The organism is Candidatus Angelobacter sp., from assembly GCA_035643775.1.
Classification (GTDB): domain Bacteria; phylum Bacteroidota; class Bacteroidia; order Flavobacteriales; family Blattabacteriaceae; genus DASQPV01.
On the sequence record DASQPV010000016.1, the window covers coordinates 161,972 to 183,000 of the forward strand.

18 protein-coding genes and 2 tRNA genes are annotated in these 21,029 nt (G+C 31.7%); 13 read left to right on the forward strand and 7 right to left on the reverse strand.

Features of this window, described 5'->3' with window-relative positions; genetic code table 11:
- Positions 1-8: 8 nt before the first annotated feature.
- From atpA to VE128_01050, 4 genes are read left to right on the forward strand one after another with little or no spacing between them, the layout of a single operon-like run.
- A complete protein-coding gene (gene atpA, locus VE128_01035; GenBank protein ID HZD84120.1) occupies positions 9-1,592 on the forward strand; it encodes a F0F1 ATP synthase subunit alpha in 1,584 nt (527 codons plus the stop codon).
- A 6-nt stretch (positions 1,593-1,598) separates the two neighbouring features.
- A complete protein-coding gene (gene atpG / locus VE128_01040) occupies positions 1,599-2,399 on the forward strand; it encodes an ATP synthase F1 subunit gamma (GenBank protein ID HZD84121.1) in 801 nt (266 codons plus the stop codon).
- Positions 2,393-3,358, forward strand: a complete 966-nt coding sequence (trpS, locus tag VE128_01045; GenBank protein ID HZD84122.1) for a tryptophan--tRNA ligase — start codon at positions 2,393-2,395, stop codon at positions 3,356-3,358. The genes atpG and trpS overlap by 7 nt, the downstream gene beginning before the upstream one ends.
- Positions 3,359-3,371: 13 nt before the next feature.
- Positions 3,372-4,361 carry an Mrp/NBP35 family ATP-binding protein gene (locus VE128_01050; protein HZD84123.1) on the forward strand — a complete coding sequence of 330 codons (990 nt, stop codon included), beginning with the start codon at positions 3,372-3,374 and terminating at the stop codon, positions 4,359-4,361.
- A gap of 260 nt (positions 4,362-4,621) precedes the next feature.
- Here the strand turns inward: VE128_01050 and VE128_01055 are convergent, their stop codons facing one another.
- Positions 4,622-6,241, reverse strand: a complete 1,620-nt coding sequence (locus tag VE128_01055; protein ID HZD84124.1) for a glutamine--tRNA ligase/YqeY domain fusion protein — start codon at positions 6,239-6,241, stop codon at positions 4,622-4,624.
- A 59-nt stretch (positions 6,242-6,300) separates the two neighbouring features.
- On the opposite strand from VE128_01055, the gene lepA reads away from it, so the two are divergent.
- From lepA to groL, 8 genes are all read left to right on the forward strand, one after another.
- Positions 6,301-8,109: a translation elongation factor 4 gene (lepA, locus tag VE128_01060; protein ID HZD84125.1), complete on the forward strand. Its 1,809-nt coding sequence runs from the start codon at positions 6,301-6,303 to the stop codon at positions 8,107-8,109.
- A gap of 6 nt (positions 8,110-8,115) precedes the next feature.
- Complete coding sequence (gene rplU, locus VE128_01065; GenBank protein HZD84126.1) at positions 8,116-8,436, forward strand: 50S ribosomal protein L21; 321 nt, start codon at positions 8,116-8,118, stop codon at positions 8,434-8,436.
- 6 nt (positions 8,437-8,442) lie between these two features.
- Positions 8,443-8,694 carry a 50S ribosomal protein L27 gene (gene rpmA / locus VE128_01070; GenBank protein ID HZD84127.1) on the forward strand — a complete coding sequence of 84 codons (252 nt, stop codon included), beginning with the start codon at positions 8,443-8,445 and terminating at the stop codon, positions 8,692-8,694.
- A 4-nt stretch (positions 8,695-8,698) separates the two neighbouring features.
- Positions 8,699-8,773 (forward strand) — tRNA-Arg (locus VE128_01075).
- Positions 8,774-8,795: 22 nt separating this feature from the next.
- The gene (gene miaB / locus VE128_01080; protein ID HZD84128.1) at positions 8,796-10,193 is read left to right on the forward strand and encodes a tRNA (N6-isopentenyl adenosine(37)-C2)-methylthiotransferase MiaB; all 1,398 of its coding nucleotides are present in this window, start codon (positions 8,796-8,798) and stop codon (positions 10,191-10,193) included.
- 56 nt (positions 10,194-10,249) lie between these two features.
- Positions 10,250-10,519 carry a preprotein translocase subunit SecG gene (secG, locus tag VE128_01085; GenBank protein ID HZD84129.1) on the forward strand — a complete coding sequence of 90 codons (270 nt, stop codon included), beginning with the start codon at positions 10,250-10,252 and terminating at the stop codon, positions 10,517-10,519.
- 15 nt (positions 10,520-10,534) lie between these two features.
- On the forward strand, positions 10,535-10,813 hold the full coding sequence (locus tag VE128_01090) for a co-chaperone GroES (GenBank protein HZD84130.1): 279 nt from the start codon (positions 10,535-10,537) through the stop codon (positions 10,811-10,813).
- A gap of 12 nt (positions 10,814-10,825) precedes the next feature.
- A complete protein-coding gene (groL, locus tag VE128_01095) occupies positions 10,826-12,454 on the forward strand; it encodes a chaperonin GroEL (protein HZD84131.1) in 1,629 nt (542 codons plus the stop codon).
- A 36-nt stretch (positions 12,455-12,490) separates the two neighbouring features.
- Here the strand turns inward: groL and VE128_01100 are convergent, their stop codons facing one another.
- The 4 genes from VE128_01100 to aroB are packed head-to-tail and all read right to left on the reverse strand — an operon-like array spanning position 12,491 to position 18,175.
- Entirely contained in the window at positions 12,491-14,071 is a 1,581-nt protein-coding gene (locus VE128_01100; protein HZD84132.1) for a S1 RNA-binding domain-containing protein, read from the reverse strand.
- Positions 14,072-14,081: 10 nt separating this feature from the next.
- Positions 14,082-14,633, reverse strand: a complete 552-nt coding sequence (locus VE128_01105; protein HZD84133.1) for an RsmD family RNA methyltransferase — start codon at positions 14,631-14,633, stop codon at positions 14,082-14,084.
- A gap of 8 nt (positions 14,634-14,641) precedes the next feature.
- Positions 14,642-17,077 carry a DNA gyrase subunit A gene (gene gyrA / locus VE128_01110; protein HZD84134.1) on the reverse strand — a complete coding sequence of 812 codons (2,436 nt, stop codon included), beginning with the start codon at positions 17,075-17,077 and terminating at the stop codon, positions 14,642-14,644.
- 24 nt (positions 17,078-17,101) lie between these two features.
- Positions 17,102-18,175: a 3-dehydroquinate synthase gene (aroB, locus tag VE128_01115; protein ID HZD84135.1), complete on the reverse strand. Its 1,074-nt coding sequence runs from the start codon at positions 18,173-18,175 to the stop codon at positions 17,102-17,104.
- Positions 18,176-18,323: 148 nt separating this feature from the next.
- Between aroB and VE128_01120 the strand changes: the two genes are divergently transcribed.
- Positions 18,324-19,604: an NAD(P)/FAD-dependent oxidoreductase gene (locus VE128_01120; protein HZD84136.1), complete on the forward strand. Its 1,281-nt coding sequence runs from the start codon at positions 18,324-18,326 to the stop codon at positions 19,602-19,604.
- On the opposite strand, the gene VE128_01125 is transcribed toward VE128_01120, so the two are convergent.
- Positions 19,571-19,653 (reverse strand) — tRNA-Ser (locus tag VE128_01125). The two genes, VE128_01120 and VE128_01125, sit on opposite strands and share 34 nt — an antisense overlap.
- Entirely contained in the window at positions 19,654-21,015 is a 1,362-nt protein-coding gene (asnS, locus tag VE128_01130; GenBank protein HZD84137.1) for an asparagine--tRNA ligase, read from the reverse strand.
- Positions 21,016-21,029: the final 14 nt, after the last annotated feature.

Genomic DNA, 21,029 nt, shown 5'->3' on the forward strand with positions numbered 1-21,029 from the left:
AAATTGATATGTCGGAAATAAAACCATCTGAAATATCGGAATTGATAAAACATAGAATTTCTGAATTAAGCTCCAATATTGAATATTCCGAATCAGGCTTTGTTTTCCAAAATGGAGATAGCGTTGCTAGAGTTTTCGGACTTGAAAAAGTTTGTTCTGGAGAGTTGGTTCAATTCCATACTGGAATAAAAGGGATTGTCCTTAATCTTGAGGAAGATTATGTCAGTGTAGTTTTTCTAGGTCCTTCAGATAATATTCGAGAAGGAGATATAGTCAAAAGAAGCGGACGCTTAGCTAGTATTTATGTAGGGGAAGGAATGCTAGGACGAGTCGTTAATGCTCTCGGAAATCCTATAGACGGAAAAGGCCCAATTCAAGGTAAACTTTTTGAATTACCTTTAGAACGAAAGGCGCCAGGTGTAATTTTTCGTCAACCAGTTAATGAGCCTTTGCATACAGGAATTAAAGCAATAGATATTATGGTTCCAATTGGACGAGGCCAACGCCAACTTATAGTTGGGGATAGACAAACTGGGAAAACGACTCTAGCAATTGATACGATCCTTAATCAAAAAAGACTTTATGAAAGTAGCAATCCCATATATTGCATCTATGTAGCTATCAGTCAAAAAGGATCTTCTGTTGCTGGTATTCTAAAAACTCTTCGAGAGCATGGTGCTCTATCTTACACAGTTTTAGTAGTAGCTAGCGCAGCTGACCCAGCACCTATGCAAATTTTCGCTCCTTTTGCCGGAACGTCTATTGGAGAATTTTTTAGAGATATGGGAAAATCTGCGTTGATTATTTACGATGATCTTTCCAAACAAGCTGTTTCATATAGGGAAGTTTCTTTACTTCTTAATCGACCCCCAGGCAGGGAAGCTTATCCTGGAGATGTTTTTTATTTACACTCTCGTCTACTTGAGAGATCCGCTAAAATTATTGAAGATGATGTCCTTGCTAGACAAATGAATGATTTACCAGATTCTCTTAAAAAGTTTGTGAAAGGGGGAGGATCGTTAACTGCATTGCCTATTGTAGAAACTCAATATGGAGATGTTTCCTCTTATATTCCTACAAATGTTATATCCATAACTGATGGCCAAATTTTTCTTGAGTCAGATTTGTTCAATGCTGGAGTTCGTCCTGCTATTAATGAAGGAATTTCTGTTTCTAGGGTAGGAGGAGAAGCTCAGATTGCATCTATGAAAAAACTATCTGGAACATTTAAATTGGATCAATCACAGTTTAGAGAATTAGAGGGATTTTCCAAATTTAGTTCTGATTTAGATACAACAACTATATCTCTAATTCATAAAGGTCGTTGTAATGTAGAATTACTTAATCAAGCAATTAATTCACCATATAAAATATCTGATCAAATAGCACTTGTATATGCAAGTACAAAAAATCTTCTTAAAGATATTCCTGTAAATAAAGTAAAAGATTTTGAAAAAGAATATTTAAGTTATTTGAATAATCAGCATTCAGAGGTAATTTCTGGTTTAGAAAAAGGAATTTTAAATGATAAGTTTACAGATGTTTTGGAGAAAATTGCCTTACAATTAAGTATTAAATATAAGCATTCCTAATCTATCATGTCTTTAGGGTTAAAGGAAATAAAAGGGAGGATCCATTCAGTGTCTTCTATCATGCAAATTACCTCTGCTATGAAAGTAGTTTCTGCTTCAAAACTTAAAAAATATGGGGAAATACTTTATCGTATTTGTCATTATGTAAATAAGCTGGAAGAGATATTAAAAAAAATGAGCTATTCTTGGGGTCGAAATTTATCCAAAAAATCATTATTCGTTGTATTTACTTCGCATAGGGGATTATGCGGAACTTTTAACACCTCCATCTTCCGTATGATAGAAAATCTTCTAAAGACAAAATCTTCCAAAGAAATTCATCTAATGATAATAGGAAAAAAAGGAATAGATTTTTTTGAAAAAAAAAAATATAAAATATTAAACGAAAATAAAATTTCTAAAATATCTATTCTGTCAAAGAAACTAATGCAAAAGTTTTTTAACATGGATTTTTTCTCAATAGATTTAGCGTATAATACACCAAAAAGTCTGAAATATCAAAAAACCATTAGAAAGCGATTTCTACCTTTTTCTTTCTCATCTAGAGCATATGTTAACTTTCTTTTTGAACCTTCAAAAGAAAGAATTTTTGATTCTATTATCCCAATGATATTAAGAATAAATTTTATCAAAGCTTTTTTGGAATCAACTGTATCGGAAAATACAGCTAGAATGACTTCCATGCATATAGCTACTGAAAATGCCTCAGATTTAAAATCTGAGCTAACATTGAGTTCGAACAAAATAAGACAAGAAGCTATTACAAAAGAGATTTTAGAAATTATTGGAGGAACAAAAAAATTATGAGAGTTTTAACTGGGATCCAAAGTACTGGAACCCCACATTTAGGGAATTTACTTGGAGCTATTTTACCCACCATTAAAATGACCAATATTTCTTCAAATCCTTCTTTTATACTTATCGCAGATTTACACAGTTTAACGAATATTAAAGATTCAGAAATTATAAAAGAGAATACTTATAGTGTTTTATCAGCTTTTTTAGCCTTTGGTTTACCTTTGGATAAAGTTGTCTGTTATAAACAATCTGATGTACCAGAGGTAACTGAGTTAGCTTGGTATTTGAGTTGTTTTTTTCCTTATAAACGTCTTACTTTATCTCATTCTTTTAAAGATAAGTACAACCAAGATATAAGCGTAGGACTTTTCTCTTATCCAATATTGATGGCTTCAGACATTTTACTTTATAATGCTAAAATAGTTCCAGTTGGAAAAGATCAATTACAACATTTAGAGATTACTCGTAATATCGCAGAGCGTTTCAATAGAAAAATGGGAAAAATTTTTGTCCTACCTAAGGCTAATATACAAGAAGAAGCTAAATCAGTGCCTGGAACAGATGGATATAAAATGAGTAAATCCAGAGGCAATATAATTGATATCTTTTCCACTAAAGAGTATTTAAAAAACCAGATTATGAGTATACGAACTGATAGCAAATCTTTAGAAGATCCTAAGGATCCTTATGTAGATAGCATTTTTTCTATTTATAGATTGCTAGCTTCTAAAGCAGAAGTGGAGGAAATGAGAGAACGTTATTTAAATGGTGGGTATGGATATAGTCAAGCAAAGAAAGTCTTGTATGAACTTATTTTAAATAGATTTTCTATTGAACGAAAAAAGTTTCATTTTTTTCTAAAAAAAAGAAATTATCTAGATGATATTTTCCACTTTGGAGCTAAAAAAGCTAGAAAAATTGCCAGATATACGATATGCAAAGTTAGGAAAGCTTTAGGTTTTCTTTAGTTTATTAAAGAACATGGATAGAGAAAGAATGATAAAATTTTTAAAGGAAATTTATATTTCCGGGCAGGAGATTAATATTGTAGATAATCAATCTATTCTTGAGATTTTTTTCTCTAAAAAGGAGATTGTTTTTCATATATCATTGCCTGCAATGCAAGCGAAAAAAAAACTTGAATATGATATTTCTAAAGCTATAAACACAAAAATAAAAATTAATACAGTAATTAATCATCAGAGTACTTGTAGAAAAATACAAGGAGTAAAAAGTATTATAGCTTTTGCTTCTGGAAAAGGAGGAGTGGGAAAATCTACTTTAGCCGTAAATATAACAATAACTTTATCTAAAATGGGTTTTAAAGTTGGCATATTAGATGCTGACGTATATGGGCCTTCTATTCCTATAATGTTTAATTCGGAAAATGTTAGAGTCCCTTCTATCTTTAGAGAAGGAAAAGAAAAAATCAAACCTTTTGAAAATTATGGAGTAAAGATGTTATCTTTAGGTTTTTTTGCTCATCTTAATAAAGCAGTTTTATGGCGCGGTCCTCTGGCAGTTAAAGCATTGAGACAATTAATAAGAGATTCTTATTGGGGAAATATAGATTTCTTAGTTGTAGATTTTCCACCTGGAACTGGTGATATCCATATTTCTCTTTTTCAGGAGTTGCCCATTTCCGGAGCTATTGTGGTAAGTACACCACAAAAGCTATCTTTGGCTGATGTTAAAAGGACTATAAATATGTTTAGGCTAAAGGAGATAAACGTTCCTATACTTGGAATCGTAGAAAATATGGCTTTTTTCAAAAGAAAAGATACCCCAAAAAAATATTTCCCATTTGGTAAAAAAGGTGCAAAAAAACTTTCTATTGAACTTGGGCTTCCCTTTTTAGGTGAAATACCTATCGTAGAAGATCTTCATTCAGATACAGAATCTGTGTTCTCTCTTTATACAAATAAAGTTTTAAAAAAAATTTCTAAAAATATTTTAATAGGAATTGATTAATAGGCTTTTATTATTTTTAAATAAAAACTTTTTTTAAGATTTTTTTTATCAGTTAGATTTAATAAATTCTGATAGATTTAATAAATTACGATTCAATGATCGTACAATGCAATCCTAAGACCAAGCAGCGAACCACATAGAACACAAAATATAAATCTTTTTAGTTGGGGTAGACAAGATTCATAATAGATGAAAAAACACTTTATTCTTCAAACAAACGGTAAACACAAACGGTAAACAAACGGTAAACAAACGGTTTTTTATAAACAAACGGTTTTGTTGAATACCAGTTTACCCTTTGTGCTCTCAGTATCAACACAAAAATAACCTAAGCGTTGGAATTGAAATTGATCCCCATCTTTAGCTAATCTTAAAAAGGGTTCAGCGTAACCATGTACAATTTTTAGAGAATTTGGATTTAAAAAATCCATAAAGTCTCTTACCTTATTTACTTCTGGATTTTCTTCTAAAAAAAGATTATTATATAAACGTACTTCTATTTCAAAAGAATGCTTTATAGAGACCCAATGCAAAGTTACTTTAATATTTCTATTCTTTTTTATTCCACTACCTGATTTACTATTAGGATCATACAAACAGTGGACTCTTACAATTTTTCCATTAATATCTTTAACGGCTTTAACTGCTTTTATAATATAGGCATTTTTTAGCCTAACTTCTTGATCTAGAGTTAAACGAAAAAATCTTTTAGAAGCATTTTCCATAAAATCATCTCTTTCTATATATAAAAACTTTGAAAAAGGAATTTTTCTTTCAGGGTTTTCCCAAAAAACCCATTCCACATAACTATCTGGATAGTTATCAATGACTAATTCAATAGGATCAATAACCACCAAAGCTCTTTGTGTTATTACGTTCAAATGTTCTCTAATAAAAAATTCGAGTAAAGATAGGTCAATTAAGTTATCCCGTTTTGCTATCCCTATCCTATTACAAAAATCTCTTATAGATTTAGCTGTATATCCTCTTCTTCTTAAACCTCTTAATGTAGGCATGCGAGGATCGTCCCATCCTCTGACTACCCCTTCTTCCACGATACGATGAAGCTTTCTTTTGCTCAAAATAGTATAACTTAGGTTAAGTCTGGAAAATTCTATTTGCTTAGGCCGTATTTGGTCTTCTTTTTTAGGTATCTGATCCAGATACCAATAATATAGAGGCCTGTGATTTTCAAATTCAAGAGAACATAAAGAATGGGATATTTTTTCTATATAGTCTGATTGCCCATGTGCCCAATCATAAGTTGGATAAATGCACCACTTATTTTTAGTATGGGGATGTTCTTTTTTAAGAATTCGATACATGATTGGGTCACGCAAATTCATGTTTGAAGAACTCATGTCTATCTTTGCTCTAAGCACATAACTTCCTTCTTCAAATTCTCCGTATTTCATACTTTGAAATAAATTTAGGTTTTCTTCAATAGGACGAGTTCTAAAAGGACTTGAAATTCCAACTTCAAAAGGCGTCTTTCTATTAGAAATAATAAGATCTTTTGTTTGTTCCTCCACGTATGCCTTGCCATATTTTATAAGAGATTGACTCCATTTGTATAAATCTTCGAAATAATCGGAAGCGTAACATTCCTTATCCCATTTAAAACCTAGCCATTGTATGTCTTTTTTAATTTCTTCTACATAAGAATTTTTCTCTTTTGTTGGATTGGTATCATCAAATCGTAAATTTACGGGTACTCTATATTTTTCTCCTAAACCAAAATTTAGACAAATAGCCTTTGCGTGTCCTATATGAAGATATCCGTTTGGTTCTGGAGGAAAACGAAAGTGAAGCTTTTTTTTAGGAAACCCCTTTCTTAAATCTTCTTCTATAATTTTTTCAATGAAGTTTTTTTCATTCATTTTATATCATTTAAAATAAAAAATATTAGGTCTAAAAATTTTTTACGTTTTAAAAAACTATGAGGGAATACATACGTAACTTTTGTATAATTGCACATATAGATCACGGAAAAAGTACTCTGGCTGATCGATTACTTGAGTTAACGAAAACCGTTTCTGATCAAGAAAAAAAAGATCAACTGCTTGACGATATGGAACTAGAGAGAGAGAGAGGAATTACTATAAAAAGTCACGCTATACAAATGACATATGCTTATAGAGGGAAAACTTACATTCTCAATTTGATTGATACACCTGGACACGCAGATTTTTCCTCTGAAGTCTCGCGCTCTATTTATTCTTGTGAAGGAGCTCTACTTGTTGTAGATGCTTCTCAAAGTATACAAGCTCAAACTATTTCGAACCTATACTTAGCTTTGGAGAATAATTTAACTATTATTCCGGTTTTGAATAAGATTGATCTTCCTGGATCTAGAACTTATGAAGTACTCGATGACGTTATTGAATTGACATCTAGTCATCCTAAAGAAATTATATTAGCTAGTGCTAAAAAAGGACTGGGAATTGAAGAAATTCTTCAAGCTATAATGACACGAATTCCTCCACCTAATGGGAGCCCTTTAGAACCGCTCCAAGCGTTTATATTTGATTCAAATTATAATCCATTCAAAGGTATAGAAATTTATTTTCGCATTATACATGGGTATATGGTAAAAGGCCAAAAACTTAAGTTTTTAGACTCTGGCCAAACATATTCTGCTAATGAGATAGGGATCCTTAAATTTAAAAAAATTTCCAGAGAGTGTATTCAAACAGGTGATGTAGGATATGTGATATCTGGAATTAAAGAAGCTAAAGATGTAAAAGTTGGGGATACCTTTACATCTTCAGAAAACCCAGCTATTTTTCCTTTAAAAAAATTTGTAGAATCTAAACCAATGATATTCTCAGGCATTTATCCCTTGCATAATAAGGATTATGAAGAGTTGAGAACTTCTATGGAAAAATTACGTTTAAATGATGCTTCTTTAAGTTTCGTTTCTGAAACTTCAACTGTTTTAGGGTTTGGGTTTCGATGCGGATTACTTGGAATGCTTCATATGGAAATAGTTAAAGAACGGCTTGAAAAAGAATATAATATGACCGTAATTATTACCATTCCGAATGTTTCTTATCATGTTTTTTTAAAAAAAAATACGGAAAAGGCTATAATAGTTAAAAATCCATCGGATTTTCCTGATTTAAGTAAATTGGATCGTGTAGAGGAGCCTTATATCCGTGCTGAAATTATTACTATGTACGATTATGTCGGATCCATAATATCCTTGTGCTTGGAAAAAAGAGGTGTGATAAAGAATCAATTGCATCTTACTTTGCATCGTGTTAAATTGGTTTTTGAAATGCCTTTATCTGAAGTCGTTTTTGATTTTTATGATCGTTTAAAAAAACTTTCTAAAGGGTATGCTTCTTTCGATTATACTCTTTTAGAGTATAGACCTTCCAATTTGGTAAAAATAGATATTCTGATAAATCACCAAGTCGTTGATTCGCTTTCCTTCTTGTCTCCTCGAAATAATTCATTTAAAATGGGAAAAAAAATATGTGAAAAATTACGGGAACTCATTCCACGCCATCATTTCGATATTCCTATTCAAGCAACTCTTGGAAGCAAGATTCTTTCTAGAGAAACGATCAAATCTTTTCGAAAAGATGTAACAGCTAAATGCTATGGTGGGGATATCTCTAGAAAGAGAAAGCTACTTGAGCAGCAAAAACTAGGAAAAAAGAAAATGCGTAATATTGGTAAAATAGAGATTCCACAGTCAGCTTTCATAGAAATTTTTTCTCTTCTTAGATTTTTAAAATAATGTAACGTGTATGCAATAGTAGATATTGGAGGATTTCAGTGTAAAGTTTTTACTGGAAAATTATCATTCGTTCCTCTTCTAGATTCTGAAATTAATTCAGAAGTATTTTTTGATCGCGTTTATCTGATAAACAAAGAAGTAGGATCCCCAATTATTGGAAATCCTATTATACAAGGATCTTTTGTCCAAGTAAAAGTACTGAAACATATAAAAGGGGATAAAATCCTTGTTTTCAAGAAAAAAAGAAGAAAAGGATTTAAAGTTAAACGTGGATATAGAAAAAAAAATACAATAATTAAAGTGATTTCTATTCTTTTGGTAAAATAATATTTTATGGCTCATAAAAAAGGTGTAGGGAGTTCTAGAAATGGTAGAGACTCGAAAAGTAAGCGATTAGGGGTAAAAATTTTTGGGGGTCAGTTAGCTAAAGTAGGAAATATAATAGTGCGGCAACGTGGAACAAAACATTTATCTGGTAGATGGGTAGGGGTTGGAAGAGATCACACTTTATATGCAAAAGCAGAAGGAAAGGTTTTTTTCAGAAAGAAAGCGAATATTTCTTTCGTTTCTATAGAAAAAATATGATCTGGACTGGGTAGCTCAGATAGGACAGAGCTACAGTTTCCTAAACTGTAGGGCGCAGGTTCGAATCCTGCCCCAGTTGACTAATATAAAAAAATATAAATATGCTTTCTATTCAGGATAGAACCCAAAGGAACATTAGGAAATTGTATATAGAAAGTTACGGATGTCAAATGAATTTTTCAGATAGCGAAATTGTAATTTCACTATTAAAAGAAGATGGATTTGAACCAACTAATAAATTTGAAGAAGCGGATTTATTATTTATAAATACTTGTTCAATACGAGAAAAAGCTGAAAAAAACGTAAAAAATCGTTTAAAAATATTTAATCTTTTAAAAAAAAAAAAACCTAAAATGATAATCGGAATGCTGGGTTGCATGGCCGAACGTTTAAAGTTAAAACTATTAGAAGAAGAAAAACTCGTTGATTTAATCGTAGGGCCTGATTCTTATCGAGACATTCCTCACTTAGTTAAATTAGTTGAATCTAAAAATGCTATTAATGTTACTTTTTCTAATTCTAAAGAAGAGACATATGCAGATATTAAACCAGTTCGTGAAAATGGAGTTACTGCTTTCATAAGTATTACACGTGGTTGTGATAATATGTGTAGTTTTTGCATAGTTCCTTTTACCAGAGGAAGAGAAAGAAGTAGAGATCCTAAAAGCATTATAGAAGAATGCGAAGAACTATGGAAAAAATCGTATAAAGAAATTACTCTTTTAGGTCAAAATGTGGATTCTTATATTTGGTACGGGGGTGGGGTAAAAAAAGATTTTCATAAAGCTTCAAATTTAAAAAAATATACATCTATAAATTTTGCTAAACTCCTTGAGTTTATCGCTAAAGCTGTTCCAGCCATGCGGATCCGTTTTTCTACCTCCAATCCTTGTGATATGTCGGTAGAAGTTTTGGAAACAATTTCTCGGAATACGAATATTTGCCAACACATACATTTACCAGTCCAATCTGGAAGCACTAGAGTACTTCAACGAATGAATCGCAGATCCACTCGCGTGGAATACCTTTCTTTAATTAGAATGATTCGAACAATCCTTCCTGATTGTTCCATATCGCATGATATAATTACAGGTTTTTGTGGAGAAAGGGACCAAGATCATAATGATACATTGAGTTTAATGGAATACGTGAAGTATGACTTTGGCTACATGTTCGCCTATTCATCTCGTCCTGGAACCTTTGCTGAAAAAAATCTTAAAGATGACGTTCCTGAAAAAATTAAAAAACGTAGACTTTCTGAAATTATAGATTTACAACGAAAACATTCTTCTGAACGAATACAGAGACATGTTGGAAAGGTACAGGAAGTTTTAATTGAAGGTGAATCAAAAAAAAGTAAATTTCATTGGTATGGAAGAAACTCTCAAAGCGCGGTTGTAGTTTTTCCAAAAGATAATTATCATTTAGGAGACTTGGTTAAAGTAAAAATTAATGATTGTACGGCTGCTACTTTAATAGGGGAAGTTTTAAAACATTAGTATATATGGTAACGATTTTTTGCTAAAGAGTAAAAATTTATTGAATCTAAGGGAAGATGGGAATTCTTGAAAATAGAAAACATTTTATGTTTCTTTATGTATTTTTGGCGGTAATTCTTATTTTGACTTGTTTACTACTTACATTTGTAATATTAATACAAAATCCTAAAAGGGATTCTCTTTCTTATTCTAATTTAGGAGATAGAAGCATTCAAATATTCGGGGTTCAACGTGTTGTAAATTTTTGGGAAAAGCTTACTTGGATTTTAGCTATTTTCATTTTTATTTTGATTTATTTTTATAATTTTATTTTAAAAAACAGATAGTTTCAAATAATTTGTATGGAAGAATTAAAAATTAAACCTTTAGCAGATCGCGTTATTGTGGAACCTGTGCCTGCTGAAAGCAAGACTGCATCAGGAATTATAATTCCTGATACAGCTAAGGAGAAACCTCAAGCTGGTATAGTTGTTGCGGTTGGACCTGGAAAAAAAAATGAATCTATGACAGTAAAGGAGGGTAATAAAGTATTGTATGGAAAATATTCAGGCACTGAATTGAAAATATACGGGAAAGATTACCTTATTATGCGTGAATCTGACATTTTTGCAATTATTTAAATTAAAATTCTTATGGCTAAAGATATAAAATTTGACGTAGGAGCCAGGGACAGATTGAAAACAGGTGTAGATGTCCTAGCTAATGCTGTAAAAGTAACTTTAGGTCCGAAAGGAAGAAATGTAGTTTTACAAAAATCTTTTGGAAGTCCTCATGTAACAAAAGATGGGGTTTCTGTAGCAAAAGAAATTGAATTAGAAGATGCCATTGAAAACTTAGGGGCACAGATGGTTAAAGAGGTAGCCTCTAAAACCAATGATGTAGCTGGGGATGGAACAACAACAGCTACTGTTTTAGCTCAAGCTATCATTAGAGAGGGTTTAAAAAATGTAGCAGCCGGTGCAAATCCTATGGATTTGAAAAGAGGAATAGATAAGGCTGTGGAAATAGTAGTAGAAAATCTAAAAAGTCAATCCCAAAAAGTAGGTGAAAAAGGAGAAAAAATTAAACAAGTAGCTTCTATATCTGCTAACAATGATGAGGAAATAGGTTCTTTAATAGCTAATGCTTTCGAAAAGGTAAAAAAAGAAGGGGTAATTACTGTAGAAGAGGCAAAAAGCATGGAAACCACAGTAGATGTTGTTGAAGGAATGCAATTTGACCGAGGATATCAATCTCCATATTTTGTTACAAATTCAGAAAAAATGGTTTCGGAGCTAGATAATCCATACATACTTATCTACGATAAAAAGATATCTTCAATGAAAGATCTTATGCCTATCTTAGAATCTGTAGCTCAATCAGGAAAACCTTTTTTGATCATTTCTGAAGAAGTTGAAGGGGAAGCTTTAGCCACTTTGGTAGTTAATAAGCTTAGAGGTACTTTAAAAGTAGCTGCTGTTAAAGCTCCAGGTTTTGGAGATCGTAGGGAAGCAATGCTTGAAGATATTGCGATTCTCACTAGAGGAATAATGGTTTCTGAAAAAACAGGGCAAAAGCTTGAAGATGTGAAAATAGATATGCTAGGACGTGCAGAAAGAGTTACCATAGACAAAGACAATACAACTATTGTAAATGGATATGGAAATAAAGAAAGTATAAAAGGAAGGATTAATGAAATAAAAACTCAGATAGAGAATACCACTTCTGATTATGATAAAGAAAAACTTCAAGAACGTTTAGCTAAATTAGCAGGGGGCGTAGCTGTTCTTTACGTTGGTGCTGCTTCTGAAGTAGAAATGAAAGAGAAGAAAGATAGAGTAAATGATGCACTAAATGCTACTCGTGCAGCAGTAGAGGAAGGAATTGTAGCTGGAGGAGGAGTAGCCTTAGTCCGAGCTATAAAAGCTCTTCAAAATATCCAAACTGATAATGTAGATCAAAATACAGGAGTTCAAATAGTTAAACGAGCTTTAGAAGAACCTTTACGTCAAATTGTTGCTAATGCTGGAGAAGAAGGATCTGTAGTTGTTGCCAAAGTGGCTGAGGGAATAGACGATTTTGGATATGATGCTAAGTTAGGTCAATATAAAAATATGATTCAGGCTGGAATAATCGATCCAACAAAGGTAACACGCGTTGCTTTGGAAAACGCTTCTTCAGTAGGTTCCATGCTTTTAACTACTGAATGTGTAGTTACCGAAATTAAAAAAGATGAACCTCCTACTCCACCTGGAGTCGGAATGGGAGGTGGAATGATTTAAGAACTTTTTTTTATTTGTAGCAAGCCACCAAGAATATTATCTATTCTTGGTCTTGGTGGCTGTGCTAGCATGTGAGACTATTATTCTTTTGAATTCCTTATTAAATTCAATAATTTTAAATTTATCATTTTTTTTAATATTTTTTTCTAAAAAACGAGCAGGAGCAAAAGCTTCTACCAAAATTTTTTTTTGACATCCGAGCAATATAGTTGCTCCTTTATCAAAAAACTCTATAGGTAGCCCATAATGTAGACTATCCAATACATAGATTTTTTCATATAGATCCCATGTATTTTCCATAAGCTGTTTATGTCCTAGATTTATACGTCTCTTATTAACATCTAAATTTAAGATAACCACCTCCATTTTATCTCCTTTTTTGCAAAATTCTGAAGGATGTTTTATCTTCTTGAACCAAGTAAGGTCTTTAGACGATACGACTCCACTAATCCCTTTTTCCAATTCTACAAAAACCCCAAAATTAGCAAAACTATGAATAATTCCGGTATGTTTTGAATTTATGGGATATTTATCGTAAATATTCATCCAAGGATCTGGAGTGATCCTTTTTATACTCAAATACATTTTTTTTTCTTTACGGTCTATTCCTGTAATTATAGTTTCTACTTTATCCCCTATTTTTAGAAAATCTTGTGCAGAAAGAAGATTGAAATCCCAAGTCATCTCACTAGTATGGATCAATCCTTCAATTCCAGGAAAAATTTCTACCAAAGCCCCATAATCAGACAGTAAAGTTACTACGCCTTTTACTTTATATCCAACTCCAACGTTAGGATCCAAGGCATCCCAAGGATGTGTAAGTAACTGTTTTAATCCAAGTTGAATTCGATTCTTGATATGATCAACATTTAGTACAACACATTTAACCTTTTGACCAATCTCTACCAACTCTGAAGGATGATCAATTCTATTCCATTTCATATCAGTTATGTGAATCAAAGCATCTATTCCTCCTATTTTAGCAAAAACCCCGTAATTCGTAATATTTTTTACCGTGCCTTCAACTACTTGCCCTTTTTCCATACAAGCGATTATCTCTTTTTTCTGTTCTTCAATATCTCGCTCCATCAATATTTTATGGGAAACAACAATATTTTTCGTTTTTTTATTGATTTTGACTACTTTTACATCTATAGGTTTTCCTACGTATTGGTCAAAATCTCGTATGGGCTTCACATTTATATGTGATCCAGGTAAAAAACATTCAATTTCTAGAGCTTTTACTATCAATCCACCTTTAGTTCTAGCTAATACAATTCCTAAAATTATTTCATCTTTTTCATAACTATTGTTAATACGTTCCCAATTTTTAAGAATTTTTGCTTTTTTATGTGAGAATATGCATTGACCTTTATAATCCATCTTCTCAATCATTACCTCGACAATGCTCCCAATTTTTAGCTCTTGTTTTTTTTTAAATTCTCTTAATGGAATCACCCCTTCAGATTTAAAACCAATGTCCACTATTGCTTCCATATTGGAAATATGGGATATAACTCCTTTATATATTTTACATTCTTGAATATCTGGGATAGTTTCCGTATAGATTTTTTTTAAATTTCCCTCTACACCTGCTATTTTTTTCTTGTTTTTCATGTTATTTTTTTTATAAATTTTTAAAAAAACTAAAATAAGTATCTCCGGATTTCTTAGTATCCAGATAATAGGGGAGTCTCATTACGAAAGAATTTTTCTTAGCTGAATGTTCCAAAATCATTAAACCATTTTTTTTTATACATCCATTTTTTTTCAAAACTAATTGAAACAATAACTCCAAATTACGATTATCTATATGGTAAGGAGGATCAGCAAAAATTATATCGAAAGTAGGAATATTTTTATTCAAAAAATGAAAAGCGTTTTCACAATATATTTGCATTTTATTGTAAATTTTAAACTTCTTAGAAGTTTCCTTTATATACTTTGTGCAAAGGCAATTTACGTCAACGCAATAAACCATCAAAGCACCTCGAGAAATAAATTCATAACTAATATTTCCTGTTCCGCAGAATATATCTAGAACAAGAAGATTATTTTCTAAATAATTAGATAATACGTTGAATAAAGATTCTTTAGCTTTATCCATCGTAGGTCTAACGTAAATATTTTTCGGTGGATCAAATTTTCTACCTTTTAATTTTCCAGAAATAATTCGCATATTACGTCTCAATCTGGAACCTTAGCCACCGAAGCAATTTTATCCTTTTTAAGATTGATCAATCGGACTCCTTGCGTGTTTCTACCCATAACGCTAATACCTGATACTGGAATGCGAATTATAATACCAGATTTATTCATAATCATTAAATCATTTTTATCCGTTACATTCTTAATAGCGATTAATTTTCCAGTTTTTTCAGTTATATTGATTGTTTTTATTCCCTTTCCAATTCTATCAGTTCTGCGAAAAGATCCTAAATTGGAACGTTTTCCATATCCATTTTCTGAAACGACCAATATATTTTCTTTTTCCCTGTTTTTAACGCAAACCATTCCAATAACAGAATCTTTATCAGAGGCTAATGATATACTTTTAACTCCAGAAGAATTTCTACCCATTAAACGAATTTTTTTTTCCGTAAATCGAATAGATTTTCCACTTTTTATAGCAATAAGAATGTCACTGTTTCCTGCAGTAAGTTTTGCTTCTATTAGAGAATCACCAGGTCGAATGATTGTTGCCTGTATTCCTCTTTTTCTAGGATGAGAATAGCTTTTAAGTGGGGTTCTTTTTACTATTCCTTTTTCTGTAACCAGAATTACGTAATGACTATTGATATAGTCAAAGTTCTTTAGATTTCCACTTAAAATATAAGCTTTAACTTGATCATCACTATCAATTTCGATAAAATTTTGTATAGCTCTCCCCTTAGACGTTTTTGCACTTTCTGGTATTTTAAATACCCTAAGCCAAAAACATTTTCCTTTTTTCGTAAATAAAAGCATATATGGCCTCTTTTTTGCTAAGAGTAAGTGTTCCATAAAGTCTTTTTCATGCGCACCAGCTCCAATATTCCCTATTCCGCCTCTAGATTGAGGTTTATACGCAGATAAAGGAGTGCGTTTTATATATCCTTTATGAGATATAGTGAGTACAACAGGTGTTTCATCCACAAGTTCCTTAGCGTTTACTGAATAATCAATTTCAGTTCTCCGTTTATCGCTATATTTTTCTTTGATTTCTATTAGTTCACTTTTTATAAGCTGCATGCGCAGCATTTCCAGATTTAGGATATTGTTCAGTTTTTCTATAGTTTTCTTCACCTCTTCATATTCTGATCTAATTTTGTTCCTTTCAAGATTAGTAAACCGATGCAAACGCATTTCCAGAATAGATCGTACTTGAATTTCTGAAAAATTGAATTCCTTTGTAAGTTCTTCGATAGCATCCTTTGGTGTTTTTGAATAACTAACCAGTTGAAAAACTGTATCAAAGCTATCTAAAGCAATAATAAATCCTTTAAGGATATGAAGACGTTCTTTCGCATTACGTAGATCATGCCTGGAACGTCTTATAATAACATCATTACGATGATCTACAAAATATTGAATAATATCTTTAATATTTAACTGAACCGGTTTTCCTTTAACTAAAGCAATATTGTTAACACTAAACGAAGTCTGAAGATCAGTGTATTTATAAAGTTTATTCAAAATTATTTGAGGTTCAGCCCCTTGTTTTAGCATATATACGATGCGCATTCCACGCCTATCAGATTCGTCTCTAATCTGCGACAAGTTTTCTATTTTACCTTCTTTTAAAAGATTTTTAGTTTTTTCGATCATGTCTTCCTTGTTTACCTGATATGGGATTTCGTCTACAATAATGCATTTACGTCCTTGAATATCTTCAAAATGAACCCTAGCTCTTAGTAAAATACGACCTTTTCCCACGTGAAAAGCTTCTTTAACTCCTTGATATCCATAAATAATCCCTCCAGTAGGAAAATCTGGCGCTTTAATATAATTAATTAATTCGTCAATACAAATATTTTTGTTATCAATGTATGCGCAAATAGCTTCAATGGATTCTTTCAAATTATGAGGTGCCATATTTGTGGCCATTCCAACCGCTATGCCTGATGCTCCGTTAATAAGGAGATTAGGAATACGAGTAGGTAGGACGGTTGGCTCTTCCATTGAATCATCAAAGTTTAGTTGCATATCCACAGTTTCCTTTTCAAGGTCAACCAGCATTTCTTCAGAAAAATTACTTAATCGAATTTCTGTATACCTCATCGCTGCAGGTGGATCGTTATCTAACGATCCGAAATTTCCTTGACCATCAATTAACGGATATAGCAACGACCAATCTTGCGCCATACGTACGATAGCTTCATAAACAGAACTATCACCATGTGGATGAAATTTTCCTAATACTTCCCCAACTATCCTAGCGGATTTTTTATATGGACTCTTAGAGAGAACATTAAGTTTATACATTCCAAAAAGCACACGTCTATGCACCGGCTTTAGTCCATCTCTTACATCAGGGAGAGCTCTTGAAATAATTACTGACATCGAATAATCGATGTATGAAGATTTCATTTCATTTACTATATCAATAGTAATAATCTTTCCTTCTCTACTCTTCATATTCATTTATTTTTTTTAAAAATTTCATAATTAATTATTTTTAATAAACTTTTTTAGTTGTTCCAAACTTTCTTTAATGATTACATCGCCTACTTTTTTGTCGTAGTTACATTCTCCTATAGTTCTAAGAAGGGAAAAGCAAATTTTTCCTACCTCATTTTTTTTATCATTACGCATGAAACTCAAAAGAGTTTCTGTGGTTTTTTGGTCAATTTCCTTTATTGGATAAGTATTCGAAAGATTTTTACTGATTTCATCATATTGTTTTTCTGTTAGGCAATTTATTTTCCAAGAAATCCAAGATTCGCAAATCATTCCAAAAGCAATAGCTTCTCCATGTGAAATAGGAGAATGCCTATAAAGAAAAAATGCTTCTATAGCATGGCCTATAGTGTGACCAAAATTAAGAATTTTTCTTAATCCAAATTTCTCTTTTGGATCATTACGAACCATTCTGGTTTTTATAAAAATGGATCTTTCAATAAAAGATCTCCCAATTAAATTATTGGATAAAATATTTACTTCTTTCCAAAAAGATGAATCTGCAACTAGTCCATATTTAAAGATTTCTGCCATTCCTGATTTTAATTCCCTTTTTCCTAAAGTTTTTAGATAATTAAGATCAATTAAAACTAATTCCGCTTCTTTGAAAAGACCTATTTCATTTTTTATTCCGTTAAAATCAATCCCAGTTTTTCCTCCTATCGAAGCATCTACCATAGAAAGAAGGGTAGTTGGAACATTTAAAAAACTTATTCCTCTTTTGAAAACTGAAGCTGAAAACCCTCCCATATCTGTAACAACCCCACCTCCAAGATTAATAAGGAGACTCTTTCTATCGGAATTTTGTTTTTCAAATTCTTTCCAAATTTTAATACAATTCTGTAGATTTTTTTCTTTTTCACCTGAAGGTACCTCTACAATTTTAGCTTTTCTTAAAAAGGTTACGCGATCATGCAAATATGGAAGACAATGTTCTCTTGTATTTGAATCAACCAAAATAAAAATATTCGAGAGATACCTTTTATGGTAAAAAATATGCAATTGTTGGTATGCCTCTTCCCCAAAAAACACAGATGTGGGAAGTATAGAGATATTTTTCACGTTTGTTATGGATTAAAAAAAAAGTTTATTATTTTTTAAATGTCTGATGAAATATAAGTAACAGTTAAAATATTATTTTTATTTTTGTTTAATATGCATTATTTGCATAATACGTTTTTTATATCTTTTAAATAAAATTAAAAAAAAAATGAATATTCCAAAAACAGATTTAAAAAGAGTTGTGGTTATTGGAGCGGGTTTTGGCGGTCTTCAAGTAGTAAAGTTGGTTAAAAGAAATAACTTTCAAGTTGTTCTCATAGATAGAAATAATTATCATACTTTTCAACCCTTGCTTTATCAAGTAGCTACTGCAATTTTGGAACCTGATTCAGTTATTTGTCCCATACGATCTATCATTAAGAATACGGAGAATTTCTTTTTTAGAATGGCGGATGTGCATTACGTAGAACTCAATAAAAAAAATATTAAAACAAATAGGGGAAATTTGGGATATGATTATTTGGTTTTAGCAACGGGGTCAAAGACTAACTTTTTTGGAAACAAAAATATGGAAACGTTTTCCTTTTCAATGAAATCCATATTCGAAGCTATTTACCTGAGAAATTCAATATTTCAAAATATTGAAAACGCTTTGTTTACTAAGAATTCAATAGATAAAAATCGTCTAATGACATTTGTTATTGTTGGGGGAGGGCCAACTGGTGTGGAACTAGCAGGTTCTTTATCTGAGATGAAGATGCACGTTTTGTCTAAAGATTATCCAGATTTGAACGTTCGGAAGATTATGAACATTCATCTAGTTCAAGCTTCATCTAGACTTCTAGATGGAATGTCGGAATCATCTTCCATTGAAGCTTTCAAAGAACTGAAAAAAATGGGGGTAAATATATTGGTAAATTGTATGGTTAAAGATTATAATGGTAGAATTTTACAGATAGAGAAGAAGTCTTTTATAGAAACTTCTAATGTTATTTGGGCAGCTGGCGTAAAAGGTGCATTAATAGATGGTTTTAATTCGGACAAAATAGAAAAAGGGCGTCTATTAGTAGATTCTTTCAATCGTGTAAAAGGTTTTGAAGATAGTGTTTTCGCAATAGGTGATATTGCTCTAATGAAAGATGATCCTTATCCTATGTTAGCTCAGCCTGCTATACAACAAGGAGTTCTCCTTGCTAAAAATTTAAATCGAATGGCGGAAGGTAAAGAAATGCATACTTTCATATATAAAGATTTGGGATCAATGGCTATTATTTGTAGAAACAAAGCTGTATGTGATTTTCCTAAATTTAGGATAAAGGGTATGTTGGCTTGGATCATATGGATATTCGTTCACTCTATGAAGTTGGAAGGATTTAGGAATAGAATGATTACTTTAACAAATTGGATCATTCAATATTATAGATACAATAGAGGAATGCGTCTTATTATTAAAAGCGGAGAGAAAGGGATTCGAACCCTTGACACATAAAGTGAACATACTTTCCAAGCATGCGCCTTTACCACTCAGCCACCTCTCCTTAAAATTCTGCGTTTCCAGGTGTCCTTGGAAAGGGTACAACATCACGTATGTTCCTCATTCCTGAAACAAATTGAGTAAATCTGTCAAAGCCCATACCGAAGCCTGAATGGGGTGTAGATCCAAAACGCCTAGTGTCCATATACCACCATAAAATTTTTTTATTAATTCCACAATCTACCATCCTATGTGCTAATATATCATAACGATCTTCTCGTTCAGAGCCTCCTATTATTTCTCCAATTCTGGGAAATAAAATATCCATAGCTTTAACAGTTCTTTCATCATCATTCAGCCGCATATAAAAAGGCTTAACTATTTTTGGATAGTCAAATAAGATTAATGGGGATTTAAAATATTTATCGGTTAGATATCTTTCATGTTCTGATTTAAAATCCATACCCCAGTGAATAGGATATATAAATTTTCTATTGCTTTTTTTAAGTATTTTTATAGCTTCAGTGTAACTGAGTTTTATAAAAGGATGCATCAATGCGATACTCAATTTATCTAAAAGCGATTTTCCTTTATTTTTCTGTTTTTCTTCAAAAGAATGATATATTTCTAGATATTCCAGGTCTTCTTTGCAATTTTTGCATATATGCGAAATGAGATGTTTTAAAAACATTTCAGCTAAAGTCATACTCTCTTTAAGTGTGCAAAAAGCTATTTCGGGTTCAACCATCCAAAATTCAGCTAAATGTCTAGGCGTATTAGAATTTTCTGCCCGAAAAGTTGGTCCAAAAGTATAAACTTTTCCAAAAGCTAAAGCAGCTGTTTCAGCTTCCAATTGACCTGATACGCTTAGATAAGCTTGTTTACCAAAAAAATCATTTAATACACTAAACATTTTTCCAGCACCTTCAGCATCAGCTGTCGTTATGATAGGAGTATGAATGTAAAAAAAATCGTTTTTGTGAAAAAATTCATGCACAGAAAAAGAAAGATGATGGCGTATACGAATAATCGCTCCAAAAATATTAGTGCGAAATCGCAGATGAGATTGTTCCCGAAGTTTTTCCAAACTATGTCTCTTTGGCTGTAAAATAGTTCCTTGTATCTCCTCCTTTTTAGCTTCTCCGCATATTTCAATTTCTTCCGCATGTATTTCAATATACTGTTCTTTTCCAGGACTCTTAACGATTATCCCTTTTACTTTAATAGAAGTTCCTATGTTCATTTTTCTCAAAAAATATTCATTAAAGGATGATCTATCTATGATAATCTGCAAATTTTTTATAGATGAACCATCATAAAGTATAATGAATCGTCTATTTCTAAAACTACGGATCCATCCTTTTGTTCGTATTTTATTAGAAATATTTTCTTTCCTTAGAATTTCTTTTACACTAGATATTTTCATTATTATGTAGAAAA

What these genes read in the sequence shown, in the direction of transcription:
- rpmA (HZD84127.1), top strand. Translation starts at nt 8,443, where the DNA reads ATGGCTCATAAAAAAGGTGTAGGGAGTTCTAGAAATGGTAGAGACTCG.
- miaB (HZD84128.1), top strand. Translation starts at nt 8,796, where the DNA reads ATGCTTTCTATTCAGGATAGAACCCAAAGGAACATTAGGAAATTGTAT.
- lepA (HZD84125.1), top strand. Translation starts at nt 6,301, where the DNA reads ATGAGGGAATACATACGTAACTTTTGTATAATTGCACATATAGATCAC.
- asnS (HZD84137.1), bottom strand. Translation starts at nt 21,015, where the DNA reads ATGAAAATATCTAGTGTAAAAGAAATTCTAAGGAAAGAAAATATTTCT.
- VE128_01100 (HZD84132.1), bottom strand. Translation starts at nt 14,071, where the DNA reads ATGAAAAACAAGAAAAAAATAGCAGGTGTAGAGGGAAATTTAAAAAAA.
- VE128_01055 (HZD84124.1), bottom strand. Translation starts at nt 6,241, where the DNA reads ATGAATGAAAAAAACTTCATTGAAAAAATTATAGAAGAAGATTTAAGA.
- VE128_01120 (HZD84136.1), top strand. Translation starts at nt 18,324, where the DNA reads ATGAATATTCCAAAAACAGATTTAAAAAGAGTTGTGGTTATTGGAGCG.
- secG (HZD84129.1), top strand. Translation starts at nt 10,250, where the DNA reads ATGGGAATTCTTGAAAATAGAAAACATTTTATGTTTCTTTATGTATTT.
- groL (HZD84131.1), top strand. Translation starts at nt 10,826, where the DNA reads ATGGCTAAAGATATAAAATTTGACGTAGGAGCCAGGGACAGATTGAAA.
- atpA (HZD84120.1), top strand. Translation starts at nt 9, where the DNA reads ATGTCGGAAATAAAACCATCTGAAATATCGGAATTGATAAAACATAGA.
- VE128_01105 (HZD84133.1), bottom strand. Translation starts at nt 14,633, where the DNA reads ATGCGAATTATTTCTGGAAAATTAAAAGGTAGAAAATTTGATCCACCG.
- VE128_01090 (HZD84130.1), top strand. Translation starts at nt 10,535, where the DNA reads ATGGAAGAATTAAAAATTAAACCTTTAGCAGATCGCGTTATTGTGGAA.
- VE128_01050 (HZD84123.1), top strand. Translation starts at nt 3,372, where the DNA reads ATGGATAGAGAAAGAATGATAAAATTTTTAAAGGAAATTTATATTTCC.
- gyrA (HZD84134.1), bottom strand. Translation starts at nt 17,077, where the DNA reads ATGAATATGAAGAGTAGAGAAGGAAAGATTATTACTATTGATATAGTA.
- atpG (HZD84121.1), top strand. Translation starts at nt 1,599, where the DNA reads ATGTCTTTAGGGTTAAAGGAAATAAAAGGGAGGATCCATTCAGTGTCT.